8 protein-coding genes and 1 pseudogene are annotated in these 15,148 nt (G+C 73.6%); 3 read left to right on the forward strand and 6 right to left on the reverse strand.

What is annotated here, in order from left to right; all coding sequences use genetic code 11:
- Positions 1 to 53: 53 nt before the first annotated feature.
- The 4 genes from OG247_RS35610 to OG247_RS35625 all read right to left on the reverse strand — a co-directional run bounded on the left by OG247_RS35610 (position 54) and on the right by OG247_RS35625 (position 6,149).
- Positions 54 to 794: an urease subunit gamma gene (locus OG247_RS35610; protein WP_327256081.1), complete on the reverse strand. Its 741-nt coding sequence runs from the start codon at positions 792 to 794 to the stop codon at positions 54 to 56.
- Between the two features lie 162 nt (positions 795 to 956).
- Positions 957 to 2,132: an agmatine deiminase family protein gene (locus OG247_RS35615; RefSeq protein WP_327256082.1), complete on the reverse strand. Its 1,176-nt coding sequence runs from the start codon at positions 2,130 to 2,132 to the stop codon at positions 957 to 959.
- A gap of 177 nt (positions 2,133 to 2,309) precedes the next feature.
- Positions 2,310 to 2,894, reverse strand: a complete 585-nt coding sequence (locus tag OG247_RS35620) for a TetR/AcrR family transcriptional regulator (RefSeq protein WP_327256083.1) — start codon at positions 2,892 to 2,894, stop codon at positions 2,310 to 2,312.
- 60 nt (positions 2,895 to 2,954) lie between these two features.
- On the reverse strand, positions 2,955 to 6,149 hold the full coding sequence (locus OG247_RS35625; protein ID WP_327256084.1) for an NACHT domain-containing protein: 3,195 nt from the start codon (positions 6,147 to 6,149) through the stop codon (positions 2,955 to 2,957).
- A 121-nt stretch (positions 6,150 to 6,270) separates the two neighbouring features.
- On the opposite strand from OG247_RS35625, the gene OG247_RS35630 reads away from it, so the two are divergent.
- The gene (locus OG247_RS35630) at positions 6,271 to 7,971 is read left to right on the forward strand and encodes a serine/threonine-protein kinase (protein WP_442813497.1); all 1,701 of its coding nucleotides are present in this window, start codon (positions 6,271 to 6,273) and stop codon (positions 7,969 to 7,971) included.
- A 456-nt stretch (positions 7,972 to 8,427) separates the two neighbouring features.
- On the opposite strand, the pseudogene OG247_RS44955 reads toward OG247_RS35630, so the two are convergent.
- A pseudogene (locus OG247_RS44955) lies at positions 8,428 to 9,147 on the reverse strand (IclR family transcriptional regulator domain-containing protein); the annotation flags it as partial.
- An 854-nt stretch (positions 9,148 to 10,001) separates the two neighbouring features.
- Positions 10,002 to 10,529 carry a sigma-70 family RNA polymerase sigma factor gene (locus OG247_RS35640; RefSeq protein WP_327256086.1) on the reverse strand — a complete coding sequence of 176 codons (528 nt, stop codon included), beginning with the start codon at positions 10,527 to 10,529 and terminating at the stop codon, positions 10,002 to 10,004.
- 313 nt (positions 10,530 to 10,842) lie between these two features.
- Between OG247_RS35640 and OG247_RS35645 the strand changes: the two genes are divergently transcribed.
- Positions 10,843 to 12,990: a hypothetical protein gene (locus tag OG247_RS35645; protein WP_327256087.1), complete on the forward strand. Its 2,148-nt coding sequence runs from the start codon at positions 10,843 to 10,845 to the stop codon at positions 12,988 to 12,990.
- Between the two features lie 330 nt (positions 12,991 to 13,320).
- Positions 13,321 to 15,036 carry a methionine--tRNA ligase gene (metG, locus tag OG247_RS35650; protein WP_327256088.1) on the forward strand — a complete coding sequence of 572 codons (1,716 nt, stop codon included), beginning with the start codon at positions 13,321 to 13,323 and terminating at the stop codon, positions 15,034 to 15,036.
- Positions 15,037 to 15,148: the final 112 nt, after the last annotated feature.

Below are 15,148 nucleotides of genomic sequence, written 5' to 3' on the forward strand. Positions count from 1 at the left end.
CGGGGCGGCGCCCGGGCGGCCGTGGCAGCCCGCGGAGTCGAAGACGCTGCCGCTCATGCCTGCTCCTGTCCTTGTGCCTGTTCTTTGTGCGAAGTCGCGCTGTCCTGGTACGAGGTGAGGTATCCCGTGGCCCGGGCCTTGGCCAGGGCGGCCTCGCGCGCGCCGGGCGCGTCCAGGGGGCCGTCGACGAGACCGGCGAAACCGATGGCGACGCGCGCCCCGCCGATGGGCAGCAGCTCCACCATGACGGTGGCTCCGACGTCGAAGCGGACCGAGGAGCCCGCCGGTACGGCGAGCCGGGTGCCGTAGGCGGCGGCGCGGTCGAAGGCGAGGCGCGGGTTCGACTCGAAGAAGTGGAAGTGCGAGGTGACGCTGATGGGCACGCTCGACGTGTTCCGCACGGCCAGCCGCACCGTCGGCGCGGCGGGCCCGTAACCCTCTCCGTCACCGGGCAGACCGGCGCCGGGGGCATCGGCCCCGAGCGAACCCTCCTGCCGGAAGGGGTCGTCGATGACGCAGAGCCTCGTACCGTCGTCGAAAACGGCCTCGACCTGGATCGAGGTGACCACGTCGGGGACCCCGGGCAGCACCTCTTCGGCACTGAGCACGTGGCGGCCCGCCGTGATCGCCTCGGCCAGCCTGCGGCCGTCCCGTGCCGCCTCGCACACCGTGTCGGTGATCAGCGCGGTGGCCTCGGGGACGTTGAGCTTCACGCCGCGCGCGCGGCGGGCGCGGGCCAGTTCCGCAGCCGTGAAGATCAGCAGCCGGTCCCGCTCGGTCGGTGTCAGTCGCATACGGCCTCATCTGTGAAGGGAAGGGTGGGCCGCCCCGGTGTACTGCGGGTGCCGGTCCTGCCGGTCCTGCCGGTCCTGCCGGGTCCCGGCACCGGCGGGGGCTGGGGCCGGTCGTCACACTTCCGTCGTCGCCCGAGGCAGACGGGAGTGTGACGACAGGCCTTAGGGGCGCGGTTCGGCCATCGTGGAGCAGTGGATGCCGCCGCCCCCGGCCATCAGCCGGTCGACGTCGAGCTGCACCACGGTCCGGCCGGGGAAGGCGGCCGCCAGGGCACGCTTCGCCGCCGCGTCCTTCGCGGAGTCCCCGAACTGGGCGGTGATGACAGCCCCGTTGACCACGTGGAAGTTCATGTACGAGTCGACGAACTCGGGGTTCTTCGAGCGCGTGGTGTCGGGCCCGTCGACCTTGATGACGGTCAGTCGCCGGCCCCGGGCGTCCGTGGCCGCGGAGAGGATCGAGAACTGCTCACGGGCATCGCGCGCCCAGATGTCGTCCCGGCTCGCCGGTGGCACCTGGACCATGACCACGCCGGGACGGATGAAGCGCGAGGTCACGTCGATGTGGTCGTCGGTGATGTCCTTGCCCTTGATGCCGGGCACCCAGATCATCTTGTCGGCCCCGTAGGCGTGGAGCACGGCGTCCTCGACCTCGGCCCGGCTCCAGCCCCGGTTGCGGTTCTTGTTGACGAGGCTGCTCTCCGTGGCCATCACGGTCCCGTCGCCGTCGGTCTCGATCGACCCGCCCTCGCCGACGAAATCCGTCTTGCCGAAGGGGAGATGGGCCTCATAGGCGACGCTCTCCGCGACGTGGGCGTCGTAGGAGTGGGCCTGCTTGTTGCCCCAGCCGTTGAAGTTCAGGCCGATCGCGTCGAGGCCACCGCGGCCGTCCCGGCGGAAGACCGGCGCGATGTCGCGCATCCAGAGGTCGTCGGTGCCGATGGCGGTGGTCACGGTCACGGCCGGGCCGCACCAGGAGCGGGCGGTGGCGGCCGTGTACGCGTCCGGGGCGCACATGACGACGGGCTCGTAGCGCGCGATCGTCTTCGCGATCAGCGCGATGTCCTCCTGGACTCCGGTCAGTGCGCGGCCGCCCCAGATGGATGAGCGCGAGGGCCAGGACATCCAGGTGCGGGCGTGCGGAACGTCATCGATGTCCACCCGCCAGCGCTGTACTCCCGCGCTCGGCGCCCGGACCGCCCCCGGGACCGCGGCAGCCGCGGTCCCGAGCGCGACTCCCGCCGCTCCGAGTCCGGCGGCCCCCAGGACGATCCGGCGGGAGGGGGCGGAGCCGAAGAACCGGCCGAGGAGGGAGCGGCTGTCGTCGGGGGAGTCGGGCATCGAGGGGCCTCCGGATCGAGTGGGGGTGCGGGCCGGGAGCGGCCACGGCCAGAACTCTGTCACTGACTGAAAATTCAGTCAAGACGCAGGGTGTGCGTGATCCCTACTGAGGGAGGAGACGTCCTACGAGGGCTGCGGCTCAGGTGGTGCGGCTGGGGCTGCGGCTGCGGCTGCGGCTCAGGCGGTGCGGGCGAGGCGGTCCAGCTCGGCGGCGATGGACGACACCATCAGCTCACGGGCGTGCGCCAGGGGCAGGCTGCCGCTGAGCCAGCGCGAGCTCAGCCCCTCCACCAGGGCGGTCAGCCGCTCGGCGGCACTGGTGAGGGCGGCGGCCGCGGCCATGGGGCGGACCTGCCCGAGCAGCTCGCTCACTTCCTGGATCCATACGCGGGTGGCGCCGGCGAGGTCTTCCCTCAGGTCGGGGTCGAACACCGCGCTGGCCCGCAGCTCTCCCCAGGCCGTGCTGTTCTCCCGTACCCCGGGGGCGTCCTGGAACTCCAGCAGGAGCGTCTGCTCCAGCTCGCCCAAAGCGTCGAGCGGCGGATCGGCGGGGTCGCGCTCCGCGGTGTAGCGGCCGGCGCGGTCGTTGATGAACTCCAGGGTGGCGCGGAGGATGCCCGCGCGGTCCTTGAAGTGGTAGTAGATCAAGGCCGTGGACACGCCCGCCTCGGCGGCGAGCTCCTCCACGCGCAGGCCGCGGACGCCGCGCCGGGCGATGACCCGCGCGGCGCCTTCCATGATTGCCGTTCGACGATCAGCCACGGTCCGCACCTTACCCGGAGGGTGGGTGCCGGGGTGGGTCGGGACTGACCGAAGGTCTGGTCAGCGCCCTTGGGAGACCGTGATGCGGGAGGGCAGTGAGGCGACCCCCTCGAGCATTCTGGCGGGCAGGTCGATCTCGAAAGCCTCCAGGGTGACGATGTCCGCCAGTGTGGAGACGTCGAGGCAGGGCGTGAGCGTCCCTGAGTACACCCCGGAGACGAGGCCGGGGAAGGCGTGCGGCAGCCGGTCGAGCACCAGCTGCGCCGCGGATACGCCGTCGTCATCGTGGAGGGTGAGGGCGGTGACCTGTGCCAGGACGACGTCAGGAGGAAGGGTCTCCAGCGAGACGGCCTCCAGCGCGAGGGTCCGGAGCGCAGGCAGCTCTGTCATCTCCTGCCAGTCCTCGGCGGAGATCCGGTCGGATAGGTGAGTGAGGGACGTCAGGGCGGCGAATCGGGAGAGTCCCTTCAGGTCCCGCTCCGACACGGCTCCCTCCACCCTGTTCAGGGCGTGCAGGGGCGCGCGCGGGGGAAGGGATTCCGGGGACCGGCACAGCGAAACGCCGTTGTAGAGCCATAGGTGGGTCAGCGTCGTCAGGCGGTTCAGCCGGCTCAGGTCCATGGTGGGCGAGCCCTCGATGGCCAGGCGCCTGATCGGAAGCTCGTCGAGAGGGGAAAGGTCCGTGAGCGCGGGGCAGTGGAGGGCTGAGAACGATGCGAGCCCCGATTGGGCCCGCAGGAATTCCAGATCCGTCAGCGGGTGACTCGTCAGCCGGAGCTTCGTGATCTTGTGTCGGGAAAGGTACGACGTGAGCGTCTCCACGGACACGGCGTTCCTGACGTCCAGCGAGTCCGCGCGGAGGTTCAGGCGCTCCAGATGGAGCAGTTGTGCGTCGGAGGTGACGCTGTAGTCGAGACCGTCAGGGTCGAGGTGTGCGATGACCTCATCGGCGTACCGGGCGCTGTCGAACCGCGACCAGGCCCACATGAGCTGGCTGCGCACCCTGAGGGAGGGGTGCCCGGAGTAGCCGGCCAGGAAGGGTATGGCCGCATCGGACGCGACCTTGGAAGCAGCGATGACGGTGTAGTAGCAGTCCGATTCGTCCAGGCCGTCGGGGCCGGGCAGGAGGTCCAGGATCAGTGGACCCAAAGTGCCCAAGGCGCGGGCGCTGAACTCGTCGCGCGGCGTGATCAGCCTGGTAGTGCGTTCCTCCACCGCCTCGCGGACGGACGGGTCCAGGGTCGTGGCGTGCTCCAGGCAGGCGGCGGCGAGGAGGTACACGCGGCGGTCTTCGGTGCGGTCGCCGAGGGTCAGCATGTCCTCGAAGAGGGTCACCCGCTCGCGGGGCCGGGCCAGGGCGACGGCCATGCGGATGACGTCCTCCCACTGGTCGTCCGCGGCGTGCGCGGCGAGCAGGCCGAAGTCGCCCTCCTCCACCGCCGCCCGCGCGCCCAGGAAGTCCTGGAAGGTGCGGTGGATGAAGTCCACCGTTCCCGGGGCCGGCTGGCGGAGCAGGCCGCTGCGCTGGAGGAAGTGGTCGAAGACGGCCGACGCCCCGCCCAGTGCCGCGGCCTCGGGGACGGCGGGCAGGGCCCGGCCGATGATGTCCTCGGCCTGGGAACGGTCCATCTCCGTACGGCCGTTCTTGATCAGCCAGTACGCGAGCCGCTGGAGGAGTTCGAGCTGCGGCTCCTCCCGGAGGTCGGGGACCTTCATGTCCCGTTCCCGGTCGCGGCGGCTGATCAGCATGGACAGCGCTGCCTCATACAAGTCCTTGCGTCCGTGGGGGAGATAGCCGCGCCGGTCGCGGTGGAGCGCGCAGATCAGGCCGCACAGCAGGGGGTTGGTGGCCAGCCTGCCGAGGTCGGCCTTCGTTGCGACGGCGGTGAGGAGCTGCTCCTCGTACACGTCGAGTTCGGCCGCGGACTCGGACCCGTCGCGGGCGGCCGCGTGCCAGCGCCTGATGAAGGTGGCGGTGTCGGCGCGCCCCATGGAGGACAGTGCCAGTTCGCCGAAGTCTTCCGCGGTGAGCCAGTCCTGGCCGACGGCCGACGGGCGTGAGGTGACCAGCCAGCGGTTGCCGTCGTCGTCGTACGTGTCGATGAGGTCCCGCAGCCAGCGGCGGGTCCGGTCCCGCTCCGGTTCCGGGATCTCGTCGATGCCGTCCACGAGGACCAGCCCCCGGCCGGCGGTCAGCACCCGGTGCTCCCATCCGGCGGGCTGGGAGCCGGCGAGCGGGCAGCCGATCGCGGCGAGGAAGTCCTTGGGGGCCGGCAACCGCTCGCCGTGGCGGGTGAGGGTGCGCAGGGGGAGCACGAAGGGGACCCGGTCGCGGAGGTACGCGGGCCGGTCCGGGCGGTCCTGCTGCGCGGCGGTGACCGCCAGCCACTGGACGAGCGTGGTCTTCCCCGAACCGGCCTCGCCCCGCAGGAGGACGCGGGGGGTGCGGGCCAGCGCTTGATCGGCGGGCTGGGTTTCCAGAGTCCGCTGCACCGCGAGGAAATCGTCCGCGGACTCGTAGGCGTCCCAGGAGATCTCCGTGCGCCCCAGCGGTGCAGCCTCCAGGCTCAGGTACGCCACGTCCAGCGGCCAGCGCGCGGGCGAATTGCTCAGGTCGATGCCGTAGATGGTGAGTTTGGAGTGCTTCTTCGCCACGTACGGCAGGTACGTGGCCTCGAACGCGGCGTCCGCCGCGTCGGGCAGCGGAGTGCGCCGGATCAACTCGTTCGTCTTCGAAGTCAGTTCGTCCACCGCTCGGGTCTGCCCGACCAGCGCATGCGCCGTGAAGGTCTTGCGCTGGGTGAAGAACTCCAGGATGTGCAGGGAGGCGACGCCGAGCAGGGCCTCGTAGAAGTGCGTGGCGTCGGCGGAGAGGTGGCGCTCCGGGCGGTCGGCCGCGCGGCGCAGTTCGCGGGCGAAGGCTTCCGGCCCGAGGCGGACCGCGTCGACGTCCGTGATCGTGAGGTCGCCGAGGGCGTGCAGGGTGGTGGCGAGGGCGTCGGTGACGGCTTCGCGCTCGTCCGCCGGGATCCGGCGTTCGCCCGTACTCAGGGCCTGCCGGACGAGGGTGTCGGACAGGGCCCGTACATCGGACTCGGTGAGGGTGCGCTTCTCGCCCTTGAACGAGACGTACCCCGAGATCCGGACCGGCTTGTCGACCAGTCCCGCCCCGGGGCCGTCGGTGACGAAGAACTTCCGGACGAGCGGGCCGATCACGGCCGTCGCCAACTTGAGCCCGATGGCTGTGGGTTCCACGTGTGCCCCCCATAGAGCTGTGCCGGTGCCGCCCGACGCGATTCTAGAGTGCGCCGTGCTCAGGCCGCCGGGGGAGCGGGCTACGGCATCATGGCTCCGGGATCGGGTGAGGGGGAGCGCGGTGGCACAGGACGAGGTGCGCGGCAGTGTCGTGGTGGCCGGGCGGTACCGCCTGGAAGACCGGCTGGGCCGGGGCGGAATGGGTACCGTCTGGCGGGCCACCGACGAGCTGCTCGGGCGTCCGGTCGCCGTCAAGGAACTGCACGCGGGTGAGGGCGACGGGGACGGTGTGGCCGCGGGGGCACTGCGGGAGGCGCGGGCCGTGGCGCACGTGCGGCACCCCCATGTCGTCGTGGTCCACGACGTCGTCGAACACCGCGGGCGGCCCTGCATCGTCATGGAACTGGTCGACGGTGCTTCGCTCGCCGACCTGATCTCCGCCGGGAAGACCCTCACCCCGGTCGAGACGGCCAGGACCGCACTCGCCCTGCTCGGCGCCCTGACCGCGGCGCACGGCCGGGGCGTGCTCCACCGGGACGTGAAGCCGGCCAACGTCCTCATGGAGTCGGGGACCGGCCGGGTGGTGCTCACCGACTTCGGCATCGCCCGGTTCTCCGGGGCCACCACCATCAGCCAGACGGGCGCCTTCGTCGGCTCGCCCGAGTACACCGCTCCCGAGCGGATCCAGGGAGCCGAGGCCGGACCGGCCGCCGACCTGTGGTCGCTCGGCACGCTCATGTGCACCGCGCTGACCGGGGAGTCCCCCTTCCGTCGCGATTCGCTGGGCGGCGTCCTGCACGCCGTCGTCTCCGCGGAGATCCGCCCGCCCGCCCAGGCCGGGCCGCTCCTGCCGGTCATCCGGGGCCTGCTGGAACGCGACCCGGAGCGAAGGATGGCGGCGGCCGAGGCGGACCGGCTGCTGTCGGGGTACCTGGCCGGGGGCAGCCTCCTGCCCGGCGGCGGCGACCGTGCACCCGCCGACCGTGTGCCTGCGCCCGCCGACGGGATGCCGACCTCCGCGGCCGCGGCCGCGCCCGCGGGCGTGCCCGCCTCCGACTCCGACTCCGCCTCCGAGGGGCTGACGGCCCCCGCCGCGGCTCCGCGCCCGACGGCCCGGCAGCGCGTCGCCATGCGGTCGGGCCTGCGCCTCGGGCTGATCGCGGCCGCCGCCGCCGTGTTGGTGGCGGCCGGGGTGGTGGTGGGCGTCGACCCGCTGCGTTCGCTGCTCGGCGGGGAGGGGTCGGGGCACGGATCACGGAGCGGGGTGGCGGCCCCCGCCGGCTCCGCGACCCCGACCCCGCTTTCGCCCCCGGGCGGGGCCGGCGCCGCACCGAGTGCGGTGGGCGTGACCCCGAGCGGGCCGCCCTCCGGCTATCGGACCTTCGCCGACCCGCAGGGCTTCGCCATCGCCGTGCCCGAGGGGTACCAGCGGGCCACCGACGACCAACGGGTCTTCTACGTCTCCCCGGACGGGGCCTTCCGCATCGGCATCCGGGTGAAGATGCCGGTGCTCGGAGGTCCGCTCGGCGTGATGCGGCAGGCCCACGCCATGGGCCCGGACATCGACCCGGGCTACCGCGCCGGCACGGTCGTCTCCACGACCCACCACGAACTTCCGGCGGCGCTGTGGGAGTTCACCTGGAACGGTTTCACCCCGGCCGAGGGCGCCCGGCACACCTACGACCTCTGCTGGGACCAGAACGGCCGGATGTACGACATCTGGGTCTCCGCCCCGGTGGGTGAACTCGCCGAAGCCAAACGTCACTTCGACACCGCCGTGGCCACCTTCGTGCCCGGCGCACCCGGCTCCGTCACCCCCTGAACCCGTTCTCCCTCCCGCCGGCTCCGGTCAGGTGCGCAGGACCACCAGCCCGTCGAGCCCGTCGGTCCTGCGCAGGCTGCCGGGCACCAGCGGGGCGAAGGTGCGCGGGAGCGCCAGGCCCGGGACTCCGTCGCCCTCGGGTGCGTCGAAGAGGTACGCGGCCTCCGAGGCGCTGTCGCTGACCAGGTGCGGGCCGTCCGCCCCGGCCGTGGCCCGGGTCAGCGGCGTCCGGAAGAGGCTGCGCAGCTGGCGCAGGGTTTCCGCCGTGACCGGTACCGGCATCGGCGGCGGCTCCGGCCGGGCAGGGCCCCGCGGGGACTGCGGATCGGCCGGCCCGTCGTTCGGGACGGCCCCGCCCCGGCCGTCGGCTGCGAACACGGCGTCCATGGCCTCCGTACCGTCGGCGTCGTTCGGACCCTGCGAACCGTCCGGGCCGTCCGGCGGGATGGCCCCCGCCAGCAGCAGCGCCAGCAGCACCGGAACCGCCTTGCGCCGGAGCGCCTCGGTGGCCCGGCCCAGCCGGTGCGCGTGCCCGCCGGGCAGCGAGAGCGCGAGGCTGCCCGCCGCGTCGCCGAGTGCCAGGGGCACCGCCGCGCACACCACGCCGGGGGCGTACTCGCGGAGGTCGAAGACCGGGGCCCCCGGGGCCACCGCGTCGAGCGCGCTGAACAGGGCCCGGCTGTCGGTGATGGTCCGCTCGGTGAGCCGGGCGGTCCGGTGCCGGGCCACGTGGTCGGCGCGGCCGTCGTGGTCGAGCTGGCTCAGCAGGCACTTGCCCACGGCGCTGGCGTGCGCCGCGTCCCGGAAGTCCACCCACTCCCGCACCGGCGGGGCTCCCGGCCCGTCCGCCATCTGGGTGATCCGGACCTCCCCCTCCGCGTACCGGCTCAGGTACACGGCCGCGCCCGCGCTGTCCCGCGCCAGGGCCAGCGTGCGCTGCAACTGGCCCGCCAGGCCCCGGCCGCCCGGGGCCGCGAGCCGGTCGAGGGCCGGCCCGGGGGCGTAGACCCCGACGCCGGGGCGGTACGCGTACCCCTCCTCGCAGAGCATCGACAGCAGCGGCCCGAGCTCCGCCTCGGCCAGGCCGGCCTCCCGCCCGAGCCGCCCGGACCGTACCCCGAGCGGCCGCCGCTGCAGGACCCGTACGACGGCCAGGGCGCGCCGCGCCGCCGCCAGGGCCTCGCCCCCGCCGGGCTGGACGACGGTCCCGCGGGCCGCCGCCGTCACAGCGGGGTGGCGCAGCGGGCCCGCCCCCAGCCGGGGTGCTCCCGGCCGGGGCGCACCGGACCGCGTCTGCCTCGGCGGAGCGGCCGGCGGCCGGAAGGCGTCCAGCGCCCGGGACACCCCGGGCCTGGGCAGCGGCACCGGGCCCAGGTCGGGGTCGTCGAGCTGGTCCACGTAGCGCAGGACGGCCGCCTGCGCGCACAGCCGTACCTCGCGGAGCTCCCGGCGACCGCCCGGCCGGAAACGGCGCCGGCCCAGCTCCCGAGCCCAGACCCGGGCGTCGTGGTGTTCGCCGCGCCGCGAGTGGTCGAGGAAGAGGCAGTACGCGGCGTGCGTGGTCCGGCTGCGCCCGGATCCGGCGGCGAACTGCCACCAGAACCGGGCCCCTTCGCGCAGTCCGGCCAGGTGCAGCAGACAGCCGAAGACCACGGCTCCGGGCAGGTCGGCGTGGCCGCCGCTCTCGAAGGCGTCGAGCCGCTCCCGGGCCCCCGTGGCGCACACGGAGGCCAGACAGGCGGCCTTGAGGTCGCGTCCGGCCCGCTCGGCGTCCAGCGGCAGATCGCGCAGGGGGTCGCTCCAGCCCGGCGTGCGGCGCCGGGCGTGGGCTGCGCCGCGCCTGGGAGCCGGTGCGGAGGCCGGTGCCGACGCCGGGGCCGCGGCGTCGGCACCCCGCAGCAACCGAGCCTCCGCCGCGCCCAGGTCGTAGTGCGGATAGCGGTCGCGCACGCTCGCCCGGGCCAGGAACTGCTCGAGGGAACGCGGGAGTCCGCCGTCCTCGCGACGGGTTCCGCGGCTCGTGTTGCGGTTCATGACTCGGCCGAGGTGTCGAGCAGCCGCGCGAGCCGCCGCTGGGCCTGGCCGAGCTGCGAGCGGACCGTGGCCTCGTCCACACCCATGATCGCGGCGGCCTCGCCGGGGGTGCACTTCAGCCCGTACCGCAGCAGCACGGCGTCTCGCTGCCGTTCGGCGAGCCGGGAGACGGCGGAGTAGAAGCGGATGGTGTCGGTGAGCACCTCGTACTGGTCGGCTTCCGCGTGGGCCTCCTTGAGCGCGGCCTCGAAGGCACTGGTGTCCATCGGCTCAGGAACGGGGCTGCGGCGGAACTGGCGGTCGATCAGCCGCTGTTTGAGGACGGTCCACGCGTAGGCGTCGAGCCGGTCCATGTGCAGCATCCGCAGCCATTCGCCCATGATCGAGTCGAAAGCGGCGTCGACCGCCTCCTCGGCCGCCGCGTCCGAGCCCAGCTGCAGGTACGCGAACCGCATGTAGGCCGGGCGCCGGTCGGCGTGGAAGGCCCAGTACGACAGGCGCGCCGTCGCGTTCCACTGGCTCATGGGCGCCGGCCGCCGTCGCCGGCTCGGCAGACCCACGGCCCCGCCACCGGACTCCTCAGGAAGACCGCTGCCATCGCTCACCGCTCCACCCCATCCCGTGTGCGGGGCAAGGAAATCAGCGCGGGCGCACTCAGAGGGCGCAGAGACGCAAGCTGGAAGAATTACGTTCGGTGATGATCACGCGATGATCGATGTCGATCGCACACCCGCTCAACCAGCGCAAACGCATATGCCGTTCTCCTGTGCGTCCGTTTCGTTCCTCGCCGGACGGTACGGCGTGTGACCATCCCAAGATTCACTCGTTTGTCGGAGGGTGGGTACAACACAGCGATTCGGCTCCACCGCCGTGGAGCAGGCCGAGGCCGTCCTCGTCGAGTACTACCCCCAACTGGTACGGCTCGCCTACGTGACGCTCCCGGTCACCCTGGGCCGCCATAGCCGGGTACTCCTCGCGCACAAGGCGGTCCAGCGAGCGCTCCCGCACGGCGGGCGCGGCAGTACCCAGGCTCCGGCCGGGCCCGGCGGGCCCGGCGGCCCCCTGACCCAGGTGCGCGTACGGGTCCTGCGCGCGAGCCTCGCCCCGTCCGGCCGGGCGCGCCTCGCCGCGGCCGGGCTCGGCTGGCCGCCGGTGCCGCCCTTCGTCTGGGGGCTGCGTCTGTGGCCCCCGGCGGGCGGGATCGACGAGCCCGCCCGGGCGCTGGGCGCTGCTCCGGGGCCGGTCCGGGCCGCGTTCGTCCTGCACGGCATGGACGGCCTGCCCGAGGAAGCGGTGGCCCGGCTCCTCGGGCAGGCCGGGGTGGCCGACCCCGCGGACGCCGTACGGGAGGCGCTGGCCGCTTGGCGGGAGTGGGCCCCGGGGCAGGGGCAGGGGCGGGGGCGGGGACCGGGAGCGGGGCCGGGCTCGCAGGCGCCGGGGGTGTGGCGCGGCACCGGTACCGCCCCACGCACTCCTGCCCGTGCCGGGGATCTGGCTGGGGAAACGCTCCTGCGGGGGCCGGGCGGCGTCGAGTTCGATGCCGCCGTGGTCAGTGCCCGCCCCACCGACCTGCTGCGCCGCCGCCGCCGGACCCGGGCCGGCTGGACCGCCGCGGCCGCGCTGGCCCTGGTCGCGGGGATCCTCGCGACCGACGGGTCGCCGCCCCGCCCCGAGGCCTCGCCGCTCGCCGGACCGGCCGTCGCCGGGGCGCTGGACCCCGCCCGGCTGGTCCGCGTTCCCGCCGAGGTCTGGGCGGACACCGCCCGCGTCGACTTCACCGCCTGGCCCGCCCGCGGCGCCCGCACCGCCGACCGGGGCCTGCTCGCCCGCGCCCTCGCCGCCTGGTCCGCCCGGCCCCGGGAGGTGGCGGTGACGGCCGCGCCGGGGACGGCCGGTGACGCGCCGCTGCGCGCGCCGCAGCTCCTGTACGCGGGCGACGTCGCCGGGCGGGCGGTCGTGCTGCTGCTCGACGGGGACCGGGTGGTGCGATACGGCGAACCCGCCGAAGGCCCTGGCGGCCCCGGTGGCACCGGCGGGCCGCGCGGCCGGGAGCTCGCGTTCGCCCGTACCGACGAGGCGAACGTGACCACCGCCGCCGCGCTGACCCTGAGCCGCACCCCGGGAAACGGGAGTACGGACGGGGGCCGGGCCAGGTACCTGCTCGCGCCCTGGATCGCCCGGGCCGGCACCCGCGACCTGCTCCGGACGGGGGAGGGGACCAAGCCGCTGGCCGTTTCCGCCGACGGGGTCACCGCGGAGACCGCGGTGCCGATCATGGACGGCGCCGGCCGCGCCGAGAGTGCCGGTGGCGCCGCCGGAGCCTGCGCGGCGTGGCCCGTGCTGGAGCTGACCTCCTCCGCCCGCATCGTGGAGAAGCACGCCTTCGTCCTCGCCGACCTGGGCGCGCTGACCCCCGTACACCTCACCTACACGCCGCTGCCCGCCGGTCCCGGGGCGGTGGCCGCACGCCAGCCGCGCGAGGCCACCGGTCCGGCCGCGCGGGCGGCGTGGGCGCCGGTCGCCTGCCGGCTGCGGGAGCACCGCGCCGGATCGGTACGGGCCGTCAACGTCTGGGACTTCGCCGGCTCCGAACTCCCGGACGGCGCGGGCCGGGCCGTCTGGACCTGCACCCGGGCCTCCGGCTGGGCCGGTCCGGGTGACGTCCTGGTCCAGCTGCGGCTGCCCGCCGGACCCCCGCAGGACGTGGCGCGGTCCCGCGACACCGCCGCGTGCGGACGGTTCGGGCAGCACCTGCTCGCGGGCACCCGGTGGAGGTCGCCGGCCGATCGCTGGTACCTGCTGGCGGCCGGCAGCAGGGAGGTCGTCGGCATCACGGCGGCCGGAGCCGTCCGCGCGGAGGCCGCCGGCCGGACCCTGGCCGTCCCCGTCGCCGGTCCGCAGGGCCCCGCGGCCGATCTGACGGGCAGACTCGCGAGCGGCGTCCGGATCACCGCCGTCGACGGGGGCCGGGGCGGCCGCGACTGACGGCCCACCGCCGGGGCGGCCCCGCGCCCGCGCCGCCCGCGGCCCCGGGCTCGCCGCCGCCGCTCGCCGGAGCACCCGTCCGCGGCCGCCGCGGACGGTGTCCCACCGGGGGTGGACGGCGGTTCGGGGGCTGCCCGGCCCGCTGTACCATGGCCGCAGCGCGAGGGCCGTGACGGAGTGGTCACAGTCCTCGCTTTTGTTTTGCACCCCCCGGTTTTGAGTTGTACCCCAGTCCACCCAGAAGAAATGCGGGGCGTGGCGTTTCGGCGGTTCGATACGATGAACCGCACGTCACGTCGTACCGGCATATATGAAATGGAGCATCCGAGGATGGCTCGACACCTGATCACCAGCGCGCTTCCCTACATCAACGGGATCAAGCACCTGGGCAACATGGTCGGGTCGATGCTTCCGGCGGATGTGTACTCCCGGTACCTCCGCCAGCGCGGCCACGACGTCCTCTACATCTGTGCCACCGACGAGCACGGCACCCCCGCCGAGCTCGCCGCGAAGGCGGCCGGTCTCTCGGTCGCCGAGTTCTGCGCGCAGGCCCACGACGCCCAGAAGGCGGTCTACGACGGCTTCGAGCTGTCCTTCGACTACTTCGGCCGCAGCTCCTCGGAGCAGAACCGCGAGATCACCCAGCACTTCGCGCGCCAGCTCGAGAAGAACGGCTTCATCGAGGAGCGCGCGATCCGGCAGGTCTACTCGCCGGTGGACGGCCGCTTCCTGCCGGACCGCTACGTAGAGGGCACTTGCCCGCACTGCGGCTACGACAAGGCCCGCGGCGACCAGTGCGAGAACTGCACCCGCGTCCTGGACCCCACGGACCTGATCGAGCCCCGCTCGGCCATCTCCGGCTCCACCGAGCTGGAGGTCCGCGAGACCAAGCACCTCTTCCTCCTCCAGTCCAAGCTCCAGGTCGAGGTCGAGGCCTGGGTCGCGGAGCACGAGGAGGAGTGGCCGCAGCTCGCGTCCTCGATCGCCCGCAAGTGGCTGACCGAAGGCCTGCACGACCGCGCCATCACGCGCGACCTCGACTGGGGCGTCCCGGTCCCTGCCGACACGTGGCCCGAGCTGGCCGCCGACGGCAAGGTGTTCTACGTCTGGTTCGACGCGCCGATCGAGTACATCGCCTCGACCAAGGAGTGGGCGGACGCCGACCCGGCGAACCGCGACTACAAGTCCTGGTGGTACGAGGCCGAGGACGTCCGCTACACGCAGTTCATGGCCAAGGACAACGTCCCGTTCCACACGGTGATGTTCCCCGCCACCGAGCTCGGCGTCCGCGAGCCGTGGAAGATGGTCGACTACGTCAAGGCCTTCAACTGGCTGACGTACTACGGCGGAAAGTTCTCCACCTCGCAGAAGCGCGGCGTCTTCACCGACCAGGCGCTGGAGATCCTCCCGGCCGACTTCTGGCGCTACTTCCTCATCGCCAACGCGCCCGAGTCCGACGACTCCTCCTTCACGTGGGAGCACTTCGCCGCCACGGTGAACAAGGACCTCGGCGGGACCCTCGGCAACTTCGTCAACCGCGTACTGACCTTCTCCCGCAAGAAGTTCGGCGACGAGGTCCCCGCCGGCAGCCCCGCGGGCGAGGTCGAGGCCAAGCTGGGCGCGCAGATCGCCGAACTGCTGGCCGAGTACGAGGGCCACATGGACGCGCTCCAGTACCGCAAGGCCGCGGCCGCGCTGCGCGCCCTGTGGTCCGCCGGAAACGCCTACCTCGACGAGAAGGCGCCCTGGACCGAGGTCAAGACCGACCTGGAGGGCGCCGCGCTCACCCTGCGCACCGCGATGAACCTCATCCACCTCTACTCGGTGGTCTCCGAGCCGTTCATCCCGGCCTCGGCGCGCGCCATGCGCTCCGCGTTCGACCTCGCCGACGACACGGGCACGTGGGTCACCCCGGAGCAGGCCGCGTCCCTCGACGCGGTGCCGGCGGGCACTGCGTTCACGGTTCCGCCGGTGCTCTTCCCGAGGGTCACCGAAGAGGACCTGGAGTCGTACCGCGAGCGCTTCGGCGGCAACCCGGAGGCCTAGCCGGACCGGCCTTCGAGCAGCACCTCACACAGGGGCGCGACCCATCTCCCAGCTACCGCTGGGAGGTACCCCAGGGTCGCGCCCCTGCGCGCGTTCCGCACGTGCGCACGCC

Source organism: Streptomyces sp. NBC_01244 (assembly GCF_035987325.1).
In the GTDB taxonomy this organism is placed as follows: Bacteria; Actinomycetota; Actinomycetes; order Streptomycetales; family Streptomycetaceae; genus Streptomyces.